Annotated in this window: 20 protein-coding genes and 1 pseudogene; 13 read left to right on the top strand and 8 right to left on the bottom strand. The window is 69.1% G+C overall.

Translation table 11 applies throughout. The features are described from left to right. The 13 genes from Y694_RS25885 to Y694_RS22600 form a co-directional block, all read left to right on the top strand. The coding region (locus Y694_RS25885) for a hypothetical protein (RefSeq protein ID WP_231497681.1) at positions 1-188 on the top strand (188 nt) is incomplete at its 5' end. Positions 189-191: 3 nt separating this feature from the next. Continuing rightward, positions 192-617: a YHS domain-containing protein gene (locus Y694_RS24870; RefSeq protein WP_197028789.1), complete on the top strand. Its 426-nt coding sequence runs from the start codon at positions 192-194 to the stop codon at positions 615-617. Continuing rightward, the gene (locus Y694_RS13105; RefSeq protein ID WP_036233146.1) at positions 509-2,590 is read left to right on the top strand and encodes a heavy metal translocating P-type ATPase; all 2,082 of its coding nucleotides are present in this window, start codon (positions 509-511) and stop codon (positions 2,588-2,590) included. The genes Y694_RS24870 and Y694_RS13105 overlap by 109 nt, the downstream gene beginning before the upstream one ends. 14 nt (positions 2,591-2,604) lie before the next feature. After that, the gene (locus Y694_RS13100; protein WP_152543464.1) at positions 2,605-2,823 is read left to right on the top strand and encodes a hypothetical protein; all 219 of its coding nucleotides are present in this window, start codon (positions 2,605-2,607) and stop codon (positions 2,821-2,823) included. A 26-nt stretch (positions 2,824-2,849) separates the two neighbouring features. Then, entirely contained in the window at positions 2,850-4,763 is a 1,914-nt protein-coding gene (ftsH, locus tag Y694_RS13095) for an ATP-dependent zinc metalloprotease FtsH (protein ID WP_036233140.1), read from the top strand. Continuing rightward, positions 4,760-5,098, top strand: a complete 339-nt coding sequence (locus tag Y694_RS25880; protein ID WP_231497680.1) for a hypothetical protein — start codon at positions 4,760-4,762, stop codon at positions 5,096-5,098. Before ftsH ends, Y694_RS25880 begins: the two co-directional genes overlap by 4 nt. Continuing rightward, the gene (locus Y694_RS13090; RefSeq protein ID WP_231497679.1) at positions 5,047-5,520 is read left to right on the top strand and encodes an outer membrane lipoprotein-sorting protein; all 474 of its coding nucleotides are present in this window, start codon (positions 5,047-5,049) and stop codon (positions 5,518-5,520) included. Before Y694_RS25880 ends, Y694_RS13090 begins: the two co-directional genes overlap by 52 nt. Before the next feature lie 43 nt (positions 5,521-5,563). Then, the gene (locus Y694_RS13085; protein ID WP_036233138.1) at positions 5,564-7,993 is read left to right on the top strand and encodes a xylulose 5-phosphate 3-epimerase; all 2,430 of its coding nucleotides are present in this window, start codon (positions 5,564-5,566) and stop codon (positions 7,991-7,993) included. A 5-nt stretch (positions 7,994-7,998) separates the two neighbouring features. After that, positions 7,999-8,700, top strand: coding sequence for an ABC transporter ATP-binding protein (locus tag Y694_RS13080; RefSeq protein WP_036233152.1), 702 nt, complete (start codon positions 7,999-8,001; stop codon positions 8,698-8,700). Next, complete coding sequence (locus tag Y694_RS25875; RefSeq protein WP_231497678.1) at positions 8,700-10,283, top strand: ABC transporter permease; 1,584 nt, start codon at positions 8,700-8,702, stop codon at positions 10,281-10,283. Before Y694_RS13080 ends, Y694_RS25875 begins: the two co-directional genes overlap by 1 nt. A 17-nt stretch (positions 10,284-10,300) precedes the next feature. Then, the gene (locus Y694_RS25870; protein WP_231497677.1) at positions 10,301-11,197 is read left to right on the top strand and encodes an ABC transporter permease; all 897 of its coding nucleotides are present in this window, start codon (positions 10,301-10,303) and stop codon (positions 11,195-11,197) included. Positions 11,198-11,241: 44 nt separating this feature from the next. Then, on the top strand, positions 11,242-12,024 hold the full coding sequence (locus tag Y694_RS13070; RefSeq protein WP_155935830.1) for a hypothetical protein: 783 nt from the start codon (positions 11,242-11,244) through the stop codon (positions 12,022-12,024). Further along, a complete protein-coding gene (locus Y694_RS22600) occupies positions 12,021-12,353 on the top strand; it encodes a hypothetical protein (RefSeq protein WP_155935829.1) in 333 nt (110 codons plus the stop codon). Before Y694_RS13070 ends, Y694_RS22600 begins: the two co-directional genes overlap by 4 nt. 89 nt (positions 12,354-12,442) lie before the next feature. Here Y694_RS22600 and Y694_RS13065 read toward each other — a convergent pair whose 3' ends face one another. The 8 genes and pseudogenes from Y694_RS13065 to Y694_RS13035 all read right to left on the bottom strand — a co-directional run. Continuing rightward, positions 12,443-13,477, bottom strand: a complete 1,035-nt coding sequence (locus Y694_RS13065) for a type II glyceraldehyde-3-phosphate dehydrogenase (protein ID WP_036233134.1) — start codon at positions 13,475-13,477, stop codon at positions 12,443-12,445. Between the two features lie 31 nt (positions 13,478-13,508). Further along, the gene (locus Y694_RS25865) at positions 13,509-13,961 is read right to left on the bottom strand and encodes a hypothetical protein (protein ID WP_231497676.1); all 453 of its coding nucleotides are present in this window, start codon (positions 13,959-13,961) and stop codon (positions 13,509-13,511) included. Next, a complete protein-coding gene (locus Y694_RS13060) occupies positions 13,955-15,049 on the bottom strand; it encodes an AarF/ABC1/UbiB kinase family protein (RefSeq protein ID WP_231497675.1) in 1,095 nt (364 codons plus the stop codon). The genes Y694_RS25865 and Y694_RS13060 overlap by 7 nt, the downstream gene beginning before the upstream one ends. A 76-nt stretch (positions 15,050-15,125) precedes the next feature. Beyond that, complete coding sequence (locus Y694_RS13055; RefSeq protein ID WP_051495762.1) at positions 15,126-16,181, bottom strand: NAD(P)-dependent oxidoreductase; 1,056 nt, start codon at positions 16,179-16,181, stop codon at positions 15,126-15,128. Next, positions 16,178-16,873, bottom strand: a complete 696-nt coding sequence (locus Y694_RS13050) for a class I SAM-dependent methyltransferase (RefSeq protein WP_036233132.1) — start codon at positions 16,871-16,873, stop codon at positions 16,178-16,180. Before Y694_RS13050 ends, Y694_RS13055 begins: the two co-directional genes overlap by 4 nt. Next, positions 16,873-17,544, bottom strand: coding sequence for a DUF6629 family protein (locus Y694_RS13045; RefSeq protein ID WP_036233129.1), 672 nt, complete (start codon positions 17,542-17,544; stop codon positions 16,873-16,875). The genes Y694_RS13050 and Y694_RS13045 overlap by 1 nt, the downstream gene beginning before the upstream one ends. 255 nt (positions 17,545-17,799) lie before the next feature. Continuing rightward, positions 17,800-18,063: pseudogene (locus Y694_RS25860) on the bottom strand (hypothetical protein); the annotation flags it as partial. 165 nt (positions 18,064-18,228) lie between these two features. Further along, on the bottom strand, positions 18,229-18,454 hold a 226-nt coding region (locus Y694_RS13035; RefSeq protein ID WP_036233127.1), incomplete at its 5' end, for a PDZ domain-containing protein.

The raw sequence follows: 18,454 nt of genomic DNA, 5'->3' as shown, positions 1-18,454 counted from the left end.
CGGCCAACCTCGGGCAGGCGGTCGGCGCCGCAGCCACGGGCAGCCTGTTCGCGCTGGCGCCGCCGCTGCCATTCCTCATCGCGGGCGGGTTGACGGCTCTGCGGCCGGCGCGGCGGCATGGGAGGGCGCCGCGCGCCGCACGCCATGACGCCAGCCGCACACCCCTTTCACGCATTGAACAGGAGTAGGACATGACCCAGGCAGCGCTTCACGTCGAACCCACTGCCGCCGCGTCCGTCGACCCGGTCTGCGGCATGACCGTGGATCCCGCCCGCGCGGCAGGCCGTGCCGAGCATGCGGGGCGAATCTACCTGTTCTGCTCGGCGCACTGCCTTGGCGAGTTCCAGCGCGATCCGGCGCGATACGCCGGCGTGACCGCAGGCAGTTCGGATTCGGTGCCTGCCACCCCCACACCGCCACTCGGTGCGGACATGCACGCGGCGGGCCGGCCGCTGCAGAGCGTGCTGCGGCGCGCCGAGTCGGGCCAGGCAAAGGACCGGTGTGCGGCATGGTGGTCGACAAGGCGACGGCGCTGCGCACCGACCGTGCCGGGCGCAGCTACTACTTCTGCAGCGCCGGCTGCCAACGCACCTTCGAGTCGCCGGAAGCCGAACTGAAGTCGATGCGCACGCGCGTCACCATCGCGCTGACCGGCGTGCTGGCGCTGGCGATCATGCGCGCCGGCGCCTTCATCGCACTGGCCACCGGCGCAACGCTGCTGACCTGGGTACCGATTCCCGCGCTGCCCTGGTTCACCTGGGGCGTGTGGCTGTTCCTGCTCGTCACGCCGGTGCAGTTCATCGGTGGCTGGAGCTTCTACGTCGGCGCCTTCAATGCGCTGCGCAACCGCTCCATCAACATGGACCTGCTGATCGCCCTCGGCACTTCGGTCGCCTACTTCTACAGCGTCGCCGTACTGTTCTTCCCGTCGGTGCTGCCGGTGAAGGTGGAGGAACGCGACGTCTATTTCGAGGTCTCGGCGGTGATCATCGCCTTCGTGCTGCTGGGCAAGTACATGGAGGAGATCATCAAGAAGCATTCCTCCGCGGCGGTGCGCAAGCTGCTCGACCTCAAGCCCGCGACCGCCCACGTGCTGCGCGGGGGCGAGGAGGTCGAGATTCCGGCCGAGCAGGTTATGGTGGGCGAGACGCTGGTCGTGCGCCCGGGTGAGCGCATCGCGACCGACGGCGTGGTGCTCGAAGGCTCGTCGGCGGTCGACGAATCGATGCTAACCGGCGAGTCGATGCCGGTCGACAAGCAGCCTGGCGCAGCGGTGATCGGCGGCACGCTGAACCGTACGGGGAGCTTCCGCTTCCAGGCCTCGCGCATCGGCGCCGAGACGGCGCTGGCGCAGATCGTCAAGATGGTCGAGGACGCGCAGACCAGCAGCGCGCCGATCCAGCGCATCGCCGACCAGGTGACACGCTACTTCGTGCCGGCGGTGGTGGGCACGGCGATCCTGTCGTTCGCGCTATGGTGGCTCGCTGGCAACTTCCCGCAGGGCCTGCTCGCCTTCATCGCGGTGCTGATCATCGCCTGCCCCTGTGCGCTCGGCATCGCCACCCCGGCGGCGCTGATGGTGGGCGTGGGGCGTGGCGCGCAGGCCGGCATCCTGATCCGGGGCGGGGAGATCCTCGAAAAGGCCGAGCGGCTCACCACCGTCGTCTTCGACAAGACCGGGACGCTGACCCGCGGCGAGCCGGCCCTGACCGATCTGAAGCCCTGTGGGCACTGCGACCACGACGAGGCACTGCGCCTGGCCGCCAGTCTGGAGGCCGGATCCGAGCATCCGCTGGCCGAGGCCATCCTGCGCGGCGCCCGGGAGCGCGGCATCGCGCCCTGCGCGGTGAAGGGGTTCGAGGCGGTACCGGGGCATGGCGTCCGCGGGCAGGTCGACGGGCGCAAGGTGCTGTTCGGCAACCGGCGGCTCATGGAGGGGGCCGGCGTCGACGTCGCGACGGTTGGCCCGGACATGGAGCGCTTCCAGGCGGACGGCAAGACGGCGATGCTGCTCGCCTGCGACGGCGAACTCGCCGCCGTGATCGCGGTTGCCGACACGATCAAGCCCGAGGCGCGCGAGGCCGTGCGCTCGCTGCGCGCCGAAGGCGTCGAGGTGGTGATGCTGACGGGCGACAACGCGCGTACGGCCGCGGCGATCGGCCGCGCGCTGGAGATCGACCGCGTGATCGCCGACGTGCTGCCCTCGGACAAGGCGCGCGTGATAAAGGAACTGCAGCAGGCCGGCAAGGTCGTCGCGATGGTTGGCGACGGCGTCAACGACGCCCCGGCGCTGGCGACCGCGGACATCGGCATCGCGATCGGGTCGGGCTCGGACGTCGCCAAGGAGACCGGCGGCATCATCCTCGTGCGCAGCGACGTGCGCGACGTGGTCACCGGCATCCGGCTGTCGCGGGCTACGATGCGCACGATCAAGCGCAATCTGTTCTGGGCCTTCGTCTACAACACGGTCGGTGTGCCGATCGCGGCCTTCGGGTTGCTCAACCCGATCATTGCCGCCGCGGCGATGGCACTGTCCTCGCTGTCGGTGATCGTCAACTCGGCGCTGCTGAAGCGGGCGCGCCTTCAATGACGACGGAGGTCACGATGAGATTCGTGAAGTGGCCCGAGTTCGCCAACCGCTGGATGTGGTTGTGCCCAGCGGCGGCGGTGCTGCTTGCAGCGTGCGTCCTGTGGTCGTTCGGGTGGTCGTGGTGGAGTGCGCTGTCGGCCGCAGTGCTGCTCGTGTGCCCGGCGCTGATCCTTTGGGGCGCCATTCAGGTGGTACTCGATGAACGGCATTCGCGACGGCGTCCTGGAGCGTAGATCGAAACTCTGGAGGAGCAAGGTTGATGGACCAGAAACAGACGTTCTCGTTGTGGTACGTGCTCGCCGCGCTGGTGGGCATGATCCTCGTGCAGGAGTTCTTCGCGACACGTCACACGCAGACACTCACCTATAGCGAGTTCAAGCAGGCGCTCGTGGCCGGCAAGCTTGATGACGTGGTCATCGCCGACGGCATCGCCACTGGAAAGCTGAAGGCCGAGGGACTCGAGCAGATCCTGCCGAAGGACAAGCTCGAGGCGCTCCAGCGCGCTGGTGGCGAGCACGGCTTCGCGACGGTGCTGGTCAACGACCCGGGGCTCGTGGCCCAGCTAGATGCCGCCAAGGTGCGCTACGGAAGCGTGCGCGAGAGCAAGTGGCTCGGCGCGCTGATTTCCTGGGTCGCGCCGGCGCTGGTGTTCTTCGGCATCTGGTGGTTCCTGATGAAGCGCATGGGCGGTGGCATGGGGCATGGCGGCATGCTGGAGATCGGCAAGAGCAAGGCCAAGGTCTACATGCAGACCGAAACCGGGGTCACCTTCAAGGACGTCGCGGGCATCGACGAGGCGCGCGAGGAACTGATGGAGGTGGTCGAGTTCCTCAAGAACCCGGACCGCTACAAGCGTCTGGGCGGCAAGATCCCCAAGGGGGTGCTGATCGTTGGCGCACCGGGCACGGGCAAGACCCTGCTTGCGAAGGCGGTGGCGGGCGAGGCCGGCGTGCCGTTCCTTTCGCTCAGCGGCTCCGAGTTCGTCGAGATGTTCGTCGGTGTCGGCGCGGCGCGGGTGCGCGACCTGTTCGAGCAGGCCGCGGCCAAGGCGCCCTGCATCGTCTTCATCGACGAGATCGACGCGCTGGGCAAGGCGCGTGGCGTCGGTGGCTTGTCGGGTGGCCACGAGGAACACGAGCAGACGCTGAATCAACTGCTTGCTGAGATGGACGGGTTCGACACGAACCGCGGCGTCATCATCCTGGCCGCCACGAACCGCCCCGAGGTTCTCGATCCCGCGCTCTTGCGGCCAGGGCGCTTCGATCGGCACATCGCGGTGGACCGTCCGGACCTGAACGGGCGGCGCCAAATCCTTCAGGTGCACGTCAAGAACGTCAAGCTGGCGCCGACTGTCGACCTCGCCGCACTCGCGGCGCGCACGCCCGGCTTCGCGGGTGCCGACCTCGCCAACCTGGTCAACGAGGCCACGCTGCGTGCGGCCAAGAGCGGCAAGGACGCGGTCGACATGCAGGACTTCGAGGAGGCGCTGGACCGCATCGTTGCCGGCCTCGAGAAGAAGAACCGGGTCATGAACCCGACCGAGCGCAAGTTCGTCGCCTACCACGAGGCGGGCCATGCGCTGGTGGCCGAGCACCGCAAGAACTCGGACCGGGTGACCAAGGTGTCGATCATCCCGCGGGGCATCGCGGCGCTCGGCTACACCCAGCAATCGCCGACGGAGGACCGCTATCTGATGCGACGCAGCGAACTGCTCGATCGGCTTGACGTGCTTCTCGGCGGCAGGGTTGCGGAGCAGCTGGTATTCGACGATGTGTCGACCGGCGCGGAGAACGACCTGCAGCGTGCCACCGACCTGGCGCGCCACATGGTCACGCACTATGGAATGAGCGACGCACTGGGTTTGGCGACCTACGACGCACGCCCCGCACCCTTGTACTTGAACGGTCCGACGCTGCCCGAGCCGCGGACCTACAGCGAACGCACGGCCGAAGCGATCGATGGCGAGGTGCGCCGACTGCTGGACGAGGCGCGCGAACGCGTTTCTCGGACGCTGAGCACGCATCGGGCGGCGCTGGAGTCGCTGGCCAGCCTCTTGCTGGAAAAGGAGGTTGTTGACCGGGCGATGCTGGACGGGCTGATGGCATCGAGTGCCGCTCCGGCCCAGCTCCGCGTGGCTGCCGTGGCGCAGTCACCGGCGGAAGGTGCGTCGTGAGGGCACGTCGAAGGCTGCTCCGACTGATCGCCGCTGCGGTCCCGCTCGCCGTGTCGGGCGTCCGGGCCCAACCGTCCGAGGGGCGCGAAATCCTCGACAAGGTCGAGAAGCTGCTGTGGGGCAACACCGTGCAGGGCGATTACGAGATGACGATCGCCACGCCGCGCTGGCAGCGCACGCTGGGCCTGCGGCTTTGGATGGACCGGCCCCGGCGGTCTTTCGTTCGCATCGTCTCGCCCGCCAAGGAGGCCGGCATCGGCTCGCTGCGCATCGGCACCGAGATGTGGAACTACCTGCCAACGTGGAGCGCATCGTCAAGATCCCGCCGTCGATGATGTTGCAGCCGTGGATGGGCTCGGACTTCACCAACGACGATCTGGTCAAGGAAAGCAGCATCCTCGAGGATTACACCCACAAGGTGATCGGCACGGTGCCGCTCGATGGTGAGACTGTCGTACAGATCGAGGCGGTGCCGAAGCCCGACTCGGCCGTGGTCTGGGGCCGCATCGTCTACTGGGTGCGGCGCGCCGACACGATGCCGCTCAAGCAGGAGTTCTTCAGCGAGCGCGGCGAGCGCGTGCGCGTGCTGACCTTCTCGGACGTGCGCAAGGTCGGTGGCCGGACCCTGCCGACGCGCTGGGACATGCGGCCCGACGCCAAGCCCGGCAACTCGACCACGGTCGTGCTGAAGGACGCCGTGTTCGACCGGCCGGTGGACGACGAGATCTTCAGCCAGCGCAACCTGCAAAAGCGATGAGCCCCGACCCCAGCGCGACTTTCCGCGCAACCTGGACCCGACGATGAACCACCACCTTCCCTGGGTAGCCGAGCGCGTGCGGCTGTTCCGCGACTCCGATGCCAACTTTGCTCGCTGGGCGCGAGGCTACGGCCCCATTGTGCACAACGATCAGACTCAACTGCGCGTGCACGAGCTCGCGCAGGTGCTCGTTGCCGGCGGCAAGGCGGCCGACACGGCGAGCGTCTACCGCATGCTGTGGGCGGCGGACCGTCTCGCCGCGGCCGGCATGTGGCTGAGCGTGCACATGACCTATGCCGACCGTGTCCATCCCGATGGACGCGAGATGGCGAGCGAGGACTTCAAGCGAACGCCCGAGGGGCACACTGGCGGCTCGCTGAACATCGTGCCGGCCTACGTCGGCTATCTCGCCGCCAACGCACTGACGGGCCTGACGCGCGGCTGGCTGATGGGCCAAGGGCATTGCGTGGCCGGCATCGATTCAGTCAACCTGCTGGTGGGCAACCTGACACCCCGGCACGCGGAGCGCTACGACCGCAGCGAAGACGGGCTGACACGCTTTGCGCGCGACTTCTACAGCTACGCGATCGACGCGGGCGGGCGGCCGGCGTCGCCGCTGGGCAGCCACGTCGGCCCGAACACGGCGGGGGGACTTTCCGAGGGTGGCTATCTCGGTTTCGCCGAGCTGCAGTACGTGCACATGCCGCTGCCCGGCGAACGGCTGGTGGTGTTCCTCAGCGACGGCGCCTTCGAGGAGCAGCGCGGCAGCGACTGGGCGCCGCGCTGGTGGCGCGCCGAGGACTGCGGCTTCGTGGCGCCGTTCATGATCCTCAATGGCCGCCGCATCGAGCAGCGCAGCACGATGCAGCAGCAGGGCGGACAAGAGTGGTTTCGCCAGCACCTGCGCCTGAACGGGTTCGATCCGATGGAGATCGACGGCACGGATCCGGCTGCGTTCGCGTGGGCCGTGCATGCCATGGAAGAGCGGCTCGCCGCCTGTGCGGCAGCCGTGGCGGCCGGGAGCATCCCGTACCCGGTGCCGCTGCACTACACCGTTGCAGAGGCGCCGAAAGGGTTCGGGTTCCCCGGTGCAGGGACCAATGCCGCGCACAACCTGCCGCTGGCCGGAAACCCTCGCGTCGATCCGCTCGCGCGGCAGCAATTCAACGAGGGCGCGCGTGCGCTGTTCGTGCCGGCCGGCGAACTCGACGAGGCGCTGGCCGTGCTGTGCCGCCATCGCGAACAGCAACGTCCCCTCGAGCGCGATCACCCGCTGGCCCATCGGCGGGTCGATGCACCTGCAATGCCGGCCGCGCAGTGGCATGCCATCGGCACCGGCACGGTGTCGCCGATGGGTGCGCTGGACGCCGCCTTTGCCGCCATCGTCCAGGCGAACCCGCAACTGCGGCCGCGGGTCGGCAATCCCGACGAATTGCGCAGCAACCGGATGGGTCAGACGCTCGACCTGCTGAAGCACCGCGTCTTCGCACCGGAGCCGGGCCTCGCGGAGGCGGTGGACGGCGCGGTGATCACCGCTCTCAACGAGGAGGCGGTGGTCAGCGCGGCGCTCGGAAACAAGGGCGGCATCAATCTCGTGGTGTCCTACGAGGCCTTTGCCGTCAAGATGCTCGGCGCGATGCGCCAGGAGATCCTGTTCGCACGGCACCAGGCCGAGGCCGGCAACCCGCCGGGCTGGCTGTCGGTGGTCACGGTTGCGACCTCGCACACCTGGGAGAACGGCAAGAACGAGCAATCGCACCAGGACCCGACGCTGGCCGAGGCGCTGTTGGGCGAGATGTCCGACACCGCGCGCGTGCTGTTCCCGGTCGATGCGAACAGCGCGGTGGCCGCGCTGCGTGCCGCCTACCGCAGCCACGGCGAGTTCTGGACCCTGGTGGTGCCGAAGCGGCCGATGACGGGCCGGCTGAGCGGCGAGCAGGCGCAGCAATTGGTTGAGCAAGGCGCCTGCGTGGTGAAGGCCTGCGAAGCGCCCGATCTGCTGCTGATCGCCATCGGCGCTTACCAGTTGCAGCAGGCGCTGCTGGCGGCCGATCGGCTGGACGCGGCCGGTCGCCGAACGGCGGTGACCTGCGTTGTCGAGCCCGGCCGGTTCCGGCTGCCGCGCGACGAGCGCGAGGGCACCTTCGTCGCGAACGATGCGGTCCTTGAGGCCCTGTTCCCACCCGCGGCCACCGCGCGCGTCATCCTCTCGCACATGCGGCCCGAGCCGACCCTGGGCGTGCTGCGCCGCATCGACACCGGGCCGCGGCGGACGCGTGCGCTGGGTTACATCGCACGGGGCGGCACGCTGGATGTCGCCGGCATGCTGTTCGCGAACCGCTGCACCTGGGCACACGCAGTGGCCGAGGCGGCCGAGGCGCTGGGTATCGATGCGGCGGGCGTGCTCGGCGCCGACGAACTGGCCGCGGTGCGCGGGCAGGGTGATCCACGCACCGTGATGACGGCAGAGTGACGACCATGGCGTTGCCCTCGGCCATCGTCCGCGCCGACAAGGCGACGAAGGTCTACCAGCGCGACAGCATCCCGGTGCCGGCGCTGCACGAGACCAGCCTCGAGATCTTGCAGGGCGACTTCGTCGCCCTGGTCGGTCCCTCCGGTTCCGGCAAGACGACGCTGCTGAACCTCATTGGCGGGCTCGACCGTCCCACCAGCGGCCGCATCTGGGTCGGCGACCAGGAGATCACCTCGCTGGGCCGCAAGGCGCTCGCGGAGGTGCGCCTGCGCCACATCGGTTTCGTGTTCCAGGAATACAACCTCGTGCCGGTGCTCTCCGCGCTTGAGAATGTCGAGTACGTGATGCTGCTGCAGGGCGTCGATGCGCAGCGGCGCCGCGCCGAGGCTTTGCGCCTGCTGCACGCGCTCGGGCTCGAGGGCATGGAGCACCGCCGGCCGAACGAACTGTCGGGCGGCCAGCAGCAGCGTGTCGCGGTGGCCCGGGCGATCGCGGCGCGGCCGGTGATCGTGTTGCCCGACGAGCCGACCGCCAATCTCGACTCGCAGTCGGGTTCGACACTGATGGACCTGATGCGACGACTCAACGAGGAGGAGGGCACGACCTTCGTCTTCTCGACGCACGACCCGATGGTGGTCGAGCGGGCACGCCGCGTGATCCGGCTGCGCGACGGCCGCATCGAGGCCGACGAGCGGAGGCCGGCTTGATGATCTGGACGCTGGCGGCGCGCAACGTGATGCGCAACCGCCGCCGCTCCGTCATCACGGTGCTGTCGATCGCGGTCGGCCTGGCGGCGTTGACCTTCCTGTGGGGGTTCATCGACGGCATGAACCGGCAGATGATCAACAACACCACGCGCTACTTCGCGGCCGACGTACAGGTCCACTTGAAGGGCTACCACGACGACCCCAGCCTGGACCGCGCGATCGAGGCTGGCGCGCGCGTGCTCGAATCGGTGCGTGCGGATCCAGCGGTCGCCGCCGCGGCCGCCCGCCTGGAGACCACCGTGCTGGCCAGCCGTGCCGACCGCTCACGCGGCATCCTGGCCTTCGGTGTCGACCCGGCGCAGGAGGCGGAGGTCACGGACCTGTTCAAGGCCGTGGTCGACGGCCGCGGCTTCAGCGGCGCCGACGACAACGGGGTGCTGATCGGCGAGGGCATGGCCGAGGCGCTGGCCGTGCGGGCCGGTGACGAACTGGTGCTGGTGGGGCAGGCCTACGACGGCTCGGTGGCGAGTGCGAGCGTGCCGGTGCGTGGCGTGTTCCGCACCAAGATCGACGACCTGGATGGCTACGTCGCGGTGATGCCGATGGCGGCGATGCGCGACTTTCTGGCCACGCCCGAGGCCGTCACCGCGGTGGCCGTGCGATTGCGCGATCGCGGCGACTTGGCCGCCGCCGCATCGACGATCGCCGCACGCGTCGGCGGCGACCACGAGGTGGTGGGCTGGCCGGTGTTGCTGCCGATGGTGGCGATCAGCATCCGCTTCCACGAGGTGATGGGCTTCGTGGTGCTGACGATCTTCTTCGTGATGGTCGCCGCCGGCGTGGCCAACCCCGTGCTGATGGCAGTCCTCGAGCGCACCCGCGAGTTCGGCATCATGCTCGCGCTGGGCACCAGCCAGTCGATGCTGTTCCGGCTCGTCGTCGCTGAGGCCGCGCTGCTTGGCGCGGCCGGGCTCCTGCTGGGCAACGCCATCGGCGTCGGCGCCACGGCGACATTCGGCCGCGTCGGCATCGACCTCGGCGCTTTCGAAGCCGGTCTGCGGGCGATGCCGGGGCTGGCCGACGTGATCTACCCGGTCGTGCGTGCCGAGCGCAGTCTGGCGATCTCGCTCCTGGTGTTGCTGATCGCGCTGGCGATGGCGCTGTACCCGGCGTTCCGGGCGGCGACGCTCGAGCCGGTCGCCGCGATTCGTGGCATCGGCGAGAAGGGTCCTGGAGGCCGGCGCGGGGCGCGCCGCGAGACATCCGCGCCGCTGCCGGTCTTCGCACTGATCGCGACGCGCAACCTGCTTCGCAACCGCAAGCGCAGCGCGATCACGGTGTTCGGCGCGGCATTCGCGATCGTGGCCTACGTGTTTCTCTATGGCTTCTTCGACGGTTTCGGCGAGCAGCTTGTCGACAACTCGACGCGCTACGTCACCGGGCACCTCCAGATCGAGCGCGAAGGACTGCGGCGCGACCTCGCGCCGGAACTGGCCTTCGATGCCAGCGCGGCACTCGCCGCCGTGCGTGGCCAGCCCGGCATCGCGGCCGCCGCGCCCCGCGTCCAGGCACAAGCCTGGTGAGCAGCGCCACGAAGTCGGTGGGCGTCGTGCTGTACGGCATCGACCCAGCGCTCGAACGCGGGATCACGATCCTGCACCGGACCTTCGTCGAAGGCGCGGCGTTGGAAGCCGGTGCCGACCGCGACATCGTGATAGGGCGACGGTTGGCTGAGAAGCTCGGCATCCGGCTGGGCGAGAAGCTGGTGGTGATGGCGCCCGGCGTGGCGGGCGAGCTGGGCACCGCGGCGTTCCGGGTGCGGGGCATCTTCGCCACCGAGAGCAGCGCTTTCGACGGGGCGATGGTCTTCGTCACGTTGCCGGCGTCGCAGCGCATGCTCGGCCTCGGCCAGCGTGTTTCGTCGATCAACCTGCGTCTGGCGGACCGCGTCGAGGTCGATGGCGTTGCGGCGCGGCTGACGCCACTCCTGGACAAGGAGGGCTTGGTGGCGTCGCCCTGGCCGCGCCTGCTGCCGCGGGTGGCGGACATGCTCGGTTTGGTGCGTGCCATCCGCACCGTCATCGTGGCCGTCTTCTTCCTCGTCGTCGCGCTGGCGGTGATGAACACCGTTTTCATGGCGGTGGCCGAGCGCACTCGCGAGTTCGGCGTGATGATGGCGCTCGGAACGCCGCCCGACGCGGTCGTGCGAATGGTGGTCTACGAGACAGTCGTGCTGATGCTCGTCGCGTCGGTCATCGGCTACGCTGTCGGTGCCTCTGTGGTCGCACTGTTTGGCAGCATCGGGCTGGACCTCTCAGGCTTCTATCGCAACTACAGCGCCATCCCGGGGCTGACCGGCATCGTCTATCCGCAGTTCGTCGCCGGCAATCTCGTCGGGCCGGGCATCGGCCTGTTCCTCGCCAGCGTGGCCGTGTCGCTGTACCCTGCCGCCAAGGCGGCGCGGCTGGAGCCGACCGCGGCCATCCGGCACACGTGATGACACGACCACACCGCTGCTTCGGCGGGTGCACATCACTATTGGTGACGGCGCTGGTGCTCAGTGCCGCCTCTTCGCTGGCTCGGGCTCAGCCGCTGCAATTGTCGGGAAGCCTGAAGAGCCTGTTCCTGAGTTCGCGGGCATCGACGGGTGAGGACTACGCGCTCAGTCTGAACCGACTGCGCGTCGAGGCGAAGGGCGACCTCGCGCCGGGACTTGCACTCGACCTGCAATACGACAACGAGTTGCTGCTCGGCAGCTACCTGAACACTGGCGAGTTTCGTGTGGTCAAGGACCGCCCGCCGCCGCAGTACTGGCGGGCCGATGCCAACTACCTTGAGCGTGGCGACGTTTACGGCCGTCATCGCCTCTATCGGGCGGCGCTGACGCTGACGCGCGGTGATGTCGATCTCAAACTCGGCCGCCAGCGCATCGCCTGGGGGACCGGGCGCTTCTGGAGCCCGCTTGACATCCTGAACCCGATCAGCCCGCTGGCGCTCGAGCGGGAGGAGCGCGTCGGCGTTGACGCCGCGTTGCTCGAGGCCAAGCTCGGGCCGCTGTCGCGCGCTTCGCTCGTATTTGCCCCCGCGCCCGATCGCGGCTCGCCCAGCCGTGCCGTGCAGTGGCACGGCAATGCGGCCGGGGTCGACGTGTCGCTGCTCGCCGGCCGGCTTCGAGGCTTGGACATTGTCGGCGCTGACGTCGCCAGCCAGATCGGCGACGCCGGTATCCGCGCCGAAGCGGCGCGGGTGGACCCGGGTGGGGCCCCCGATTCAACCGATGGATGGCGGGCGCGGACTATGCCTTCGCAAATGGCCTCACGGTGAGCGCCGAGCTGTTCTACAACGGCGCCGGGTCGCGGGATCGGGCTGGGTACGATTTCGTCGGGTTGCGCTCAGAGCGGGTCACGAACCTGGCGACACGCTACGCGGGGCTGTACGCGTCTTACGAGTTCACACCGCTGCTGAAGTGGATCACCTACGCGGTTCTTAACGTCGACGATCGCAGCCGCGCGGTCGACAGCCGCATCGTGTGGTCCGTCGCGCCGGACGCGGATCTGATCTTCGGCGTGCAGCGCTTTACCGGAGGCGCGGGTAGCGAGTTCGCGACCTCTCCCGACGCGTTCCAGGTGCAGATTCAGTGGTACTTCAGGTGACAGCCCGAGCGAACACCCACCGGGCTCGGGCGGCGCTGCCGACAAAATTTCAGTTGGGGAATCTGACCAACCGTTGACGACGTGCACCGTCAGCGAAGGAAGTCGCGACGCAGTCCCAGAGAGGCGTCGGTCCTCGCGATGGACCGCGCCGCATCCGACTCGATCCCGGTAAGTGCCCGGATCGCGTCGATCGTTTCCGGGATCACGATCGCCTGGTTGAAGACCTGGTAGGTGTAGTACGCCTGGTCGCCGTCCACGGCCAGTACGTCCTCCCACAGCGCCACCTCCCACATATCCGCCCGGGGGCGGCCAAGATCGGCCATCAGTTCGACCGTGCTGTTCAGCGCGACGATGCCGTCCGCCGACCGCACGAACGCGATCCGCGGCGCTGTACGGAATGCGGCAAGCACCTCCTCGCGCGTCGCTGGTCGTGTCAACTCGACCCACCAGGTGTGCAGGTGGCTGGAGTTATGAGCGGCCTTCACGGCGATCGTCACGACGTCGAGGTCGGGTATGACGGTGCGGGCGTCCGGACCCTGATGGCTGGGAATGTTCTTTTCGGGAACCACCGTGTTGACGATACCGTCGGCATGCGCCTCCCACGGATCGGAAGCGCGCCGGATCAACGTGCCTCGCGCACGCCTGAGCAGACCGGCCGCCTTGAGCGCGCCGAGCGTGCGCACGATGGATGTGGTGTTGCAGGACACGACGCGCGTCGATGCGCGACCCAAGGCCGACGCATAGTTCGCCTGCGCGACAAACGAATGTCCGGTCAACGAGTGGGATTCGCCGCCGTGAAAGATGGCCTTGACGCCTGCCGTCTCGTAGACCCCCTTGTTGGCTGCGGCCACCTTCTTGGGCGTGCAGTCGACGACGACATCGGCTTGTGTGAGGAGTTCGGCGATGCCGCCTGCTACAGCGATGCCGGCCGCGCGCATCGGCGCCTCGGCTTGGGGCGTTGCCGCGTACACGGGCAGCCCAGCCCGTGAGGCGACCTGCAGCCGATAGTCGTCCACGATGTCGGCGACGCCGGCAAGTGTCATGTCGTCCTGCAGGCGAACCGCGTCGGCGACGCGCTTGCCGATTACGCCGTAGCCATTGACTGCCACCCTGACTCTGTCCATGTCCACTCTCCTTTGAGGCTGAACTCCCCGGTCAGCGCTGCGCGCTGCCGCCGGCGATGGAAAACGTGAAACGGATGGCGAGCCCATAGCCCGCCAGCGCGAGCAGCGGCATGCCGCCCCATTGCGGGCCGACGGCGTGCTGCATCAACAGGCTCGCGGCGATGTACAGACCGAGCGTCACCAGTGCGAGCGCGATACGGCGGCTGGCGCGGTCGACGCCTTCCTGCAGGCGCGGGTCCGGCACGATCGCGATCTCGAGCAGGCGCTCGCGGGTCAGTGCGCCGTGTAGGTGCTGAGCAACCAGCGTCGGCAGGTCGCTGGCGGCGCTTCCGACCTCGAAGGCCAGGCGCTTCGTGGCCTCCGGCTGGCCTGCTTGCCGCAGCGTGCCGACCGCGGCGTGCTGCGACAAGGTCTCGAAGATCGAGAACGCCGGTGCCAATGCACGGACCGTGCCCTCGAGCAGCAGCATCGTGCGCGTCAGCACAAGCAGGTCCGTGGGCAGGCGTACCGCTTGTGAGCGGCCGGCGGCCACCAGCCGTCCGAGCGCTGCCGGCAGCGACCAGTCGCGCAGCGGCCGCTCGGCGCAGTCCGCCAGCAGCGACTGCACCACCGGCAGGAAGGCGCGGCGCTCGACTTGCGCACCGACCAGCCTAGGTCGAGCCAGGCGTCGACAACCCAGTCGGCGTCCTGCTCGACGAACGCGAGGGCGAAGGCCGTCAGCGCGCGGCGCAGGCGTCGGTCCAGGCGGCCGACGATGCCGAAATCGTGGAAGCAGATTCGCCCGTCGGGCATCACGAACAGGTTGCCTGGATGGGGATCACCATGAAACAAACCGTGCTCGAAAAGCTGCCTCACGTAGCTGTCGACGAGGCGGCGTGCGCAGGCCTCCCGATCCGGCGCCGGTACGGAGTCGATGCGCACGCCACTGCTGAAGCGCTGCACCATCACGGAGGATGTGCACAGGCCGTCGACCACGTCAGGGATGTCGACTTCCGGCGAGCCGCGCCACGCATCGGCGAAACGCCTCACGAAGCGAGCCTCGCGCGCGAGGTCCATCTCGAGCCGCAGGTTGCCGGCGATCTCGTCGACGATCGCCACGAGGCCCCACCGGCGCAGTGCCGGGACAAGGGCCTGCGCAACAGTGGCCACCAGGCGCAGGATGCGCATGTCGGATTCGACGGCCTGGGCGGAGCCTGGCCGGCGGATCTTCACGACCACCTCGGTGCCGTCGGGCAGCGCGGCGCGGTGGATCTGCGCCACCGAGGCCGCGGCCAGCGGCGCCAGGTCGAAGCGCGCGAACAGCTGTGCGCAGGGGCGGCCGAAAGCGGATTCGACGGCCTGCTGCGCCTGCTCCGACGGAAACGGGCCGACATGATCCTGCAGCCTGGCCAGCGCCTGCTGTGCCGACTCGGGCAGCAGGTCAGCGCGCAGGCTCAGGTGCTGGCCAAGCTTGACGAAGGTGGTGCCGAGCCCTTGCAGAAGGGTTGCAAATCGCTCGGCGATGGGGTGGTCATCGCAACGCATGACGCCCCGGTGCCAAGCCCACCACAACACGAAGCCGGCGAACGCCATGCCGATCCACAGGGCGCGACCGACCGGGGAGCGGCGCTGCGACGATTTGGCAGGAGTTGGTGTGGCGGTCGGCATGTCAGGCCATGCGGTTGCGCGGCTGGCCGGCCTGCCAGGCCAGGATGTTGCCGACGGTCTCGTGCAGGATGCGCGCAACCGCCTCGCGGGTGTTGAAGCCGACATGGGGCGTCGCGAGCACGCGCGGGTGGCGCAGCAACGGGTGAGTCGACTGCCAGCCGCGGTCGCAGCCCAGTCCGCCGCAGCCCATCGGCGCCTCGGGCGCGGCGCTGCCTTCGTGCTCGAGCACGTCCAGGCAGGCCGCGGAGACGGTGCCGCGGTCAAGCGCGCGCAGCAGCGCGTCTTCGTCGATCAAGCCGCCGCGCGCGGTGTTCAGCAGCACGACACCGGGTTTGATGCGGGCAAAGGCGTTGTCGTCCAGCAGGTGATGCGTGTCCGGTGTCAGCGGCACATGCAGGCTGAGGATCTCGCTGCGTTCGAGCAGCTCGGACCACCCGACGAAGTCAACGCCCGGCGGGATCGTGGCTTGCGGTCGCGGTCGTGGGTCGAAGCTCAGAACCTTCATTCCGAAACCCTGCGCGATCCGCGCCACGTGGGTTCCGATGCGCCCGAAGCCGACGATCCCCAGCGCCTTGCCTTCCAGTTCGAAGCCGGTCAGCCCCCGGTAGGAGAAGCGGCCCTGGAGCGCTCGGCCGCGTGCCTCGCACACGTGGCGGGCCAGCCCCAGCAGCAGCGCGAAGGTGTGTTCGGCGACCGTGGCAGCCCCGTAGTCGGGCACGTGGACGACCGCGATGCCGCGCTCGCGGCAGGCGTCGAGGTCGATGTGGTCGACGCCGGTGGACCGTGTCGCCACCAACCGCAGCGCCGGCATTCGCTGCAACGACTGGCGCGTCACCGGCGTGCGGACGAACACACACAGCGCCTGGGCCAGCGCCGCGGCGCCGTCATCCGCGTCGAGCTGCGTGTCGGCCAGGAAGCGCGGCCACCATGAGCTCGGGCACAGGGCTTCGAGCGCAGCCTGGTCTTCGGCGGCGATGTCCATGAACAGCACGCGCAGGGCCGCAGGCGAGCCGGCCGCAGTCGGCGCCCCTGGCGGTACGTCCTGTAGGTCGCTCATGCCGTCCCGTCTCCCGCCGAGCGGTTGCCGGGCGCGGCGGGGCTCTTGGCCGCCCGGTACAGGGAGACGATGCCCAGAGGGGTGGGAATCCGACGCGTCTCCTCGACCTGGCGAAACCCTGCGGTCGCAAACAGCACCGGCAGCAGCCCGGCAACGTTGTCGCTCGTGGTGTCGAAGCCGTCGACAAGCTGGACCGCCAGGAACGCGGTCCGACTGAGCAGACCGCCCGCCCGGCCCCAGTCCGCGACGTGCAGTTCGCCGGCCGGACGCAGCACGCGATGCATCTCGCGCGCGGTCAGCAGTTTGTCGCCCCAGGAGAGGTGGTGGAAGAACAGGCTCGACAGCACGCGGTCGAAGCGTTCGTCGGCGTAAGGCAGGGCGTTCGAGCGGCCCAGGCCGAACGCAATGTCGGCCCCGGCAGACCGTGCCTTGCGCGCCGCGACGGCGAGGACGGCGGGGTCGGCATCCAAGCCGGCCACCCGCACGCCCGGTTGGCGCCGCTGGGCTGCGATCGCCAGCGTTCCGGTGCCGCAGCCGACGTCCAGCACCTGATGGGTCGGACCGAGGCACGCCTGATCGAGCAGTGCCCGCTTGAAGGTCCGCTCGCGCGTGGTCAGGGCCACCACGCGGTCGTACAGGGGCGTGAGGACATGAAAGCCGAGCGCCGGCGTGAAGCGCTTCGTCCCCTCCATCAACGTGCCCCCAGTTCCGGGACCGCGCCGGCAACCCGCTTGGCACGGCTCGGATCTGTGAAGTACAGGAACACGATCACGCTGAGCACGCCGGCGAAGAAGCACCACACCGAGATGAACCAGGTGGTGTAGAAGGTCCAGGCCGCCACCGCGGACACGAACGCCGCCACGCCGAAGGCCACCACCCGAACGTGGCTCGAGACCATCAGGCTGGCGCAGGTGCCGACCAGGTACAGCGACATCGCGGCCAGCGCGTAGAAGTGCGGCGATTCGTAGGCGATGTGCTGGCCCCGCACGGTGGCGACGATCGGCAGCGTGAACAGCGTCGCCAGCAGGTACAGACCCACGGCGCTGCCGGCGAACGCGATGGCGATCAGGACCCGCCGCCGCCACGACACGGTCTCCAGCGCCAGCGCGGCCAGCGGCACGTAGATCGGCCACAGCACGTGCGAGAAGAACGAATAGGCGTGCGTCAGTACGGTATTGAGAAGCGGCGCGCGGTCCGGGAAGGTCAGCCAGAGCGCGCCCTCGAGCAGTTGCTGGATGCCGAAGAGGACCGGTATCCAGGCGTACGGCAGTTCGGAGCGCACACGCGCGCGGCGCACGGTGGCTGCGCCGACGATCAGCAACGCGGTGCCGGCGGCGAAGCTGGCCTCGGCGGAGAAGCACATCAGCAGACCTCCTGTAGCAGGTGGAGGGGCGGTCGCGACCGCGGCTTTGCGGGCACCGTCACCGGCGCTCCCCGGAAGCCCCGATGTCGCGCCGCTGCCCCGGGGTGGGCGACAGGCACGGGCGACGATGATGCGCAGCGCATCGGCGTGCCGCTGACCGCGCCGAAGCGCACGTTCCGGAAAGCGCGAGGCCAGCCAGGCATACACGGAGTACTTGGCGAGCTTGCCGATCCACAGCGCGAACACCACCTCCGCGAGCGGCAGCCGGGAGATCGCGGCGAACATCAACGCCGGCGTGAGCGGCAGCGGCGTGGCGGCGATGACTAGCAGTGCCACGACGCCGTAGGCGGACAACCAGCGCGTTGCGTCGTTCCAGGCGGACGAACGCACGACGTCGGGATAGGCGGCGAAGAGCCGCGCCCAGCCGAGGTGGTGGAACACCAGGTACAGCACGGCCGCGCCCAGTGCCGCGCCCAGGCTGGCGCCCACGGCGATGGCGCTCCAGCGGCGCCGCGCCATCAGCACCGCCGCCACCAGCAAGGTTGCAAAGGGAACCGACATTGACAGCGTCGCGGCGAGCGCCACGGCACCCACCACCGCGGGAAACGCGGGACTGTCGGCCCGCCGCAGCAGCGTTCGCGTCAGACCGGACTCGAGTGCGACGCGCAGCACGGGATGCCTCTCTCACGGCTTGCGCGTGACCGGACGTTGGCCCAGTTCCACCGCCAGAGAGACGGCCTCGCGGCCGCGCAGGACCTTGAACTGCGCCTGGGTACCTGGGCTCAATGCGGCCGTCTCGTTGATGAGCGCGGCCGTGTCGCTGATCTCCTTGCCGTTGATCGAGACGACCGTGTCGCCGGCGCGCAGGCCGGCGCGGTCGGCCGGGCCACCGCGCTGCACGGCGACGAGC

Origin of the sequence: Methylibium sp. T29-B, assembly GCF_000576225.1 — a bacterium.
Lineage (GTDB): Bacteria > Pseudomonadota > Gammaproteobacteria > Burkholderiales > Burkholderiaceae_C > Methylibium > Methylibium petroleiphilum.
Note: the sequence above shows the minus strand (reverse complement) of the source record. Positions and strands in the feature narration are given on the sequence as shown.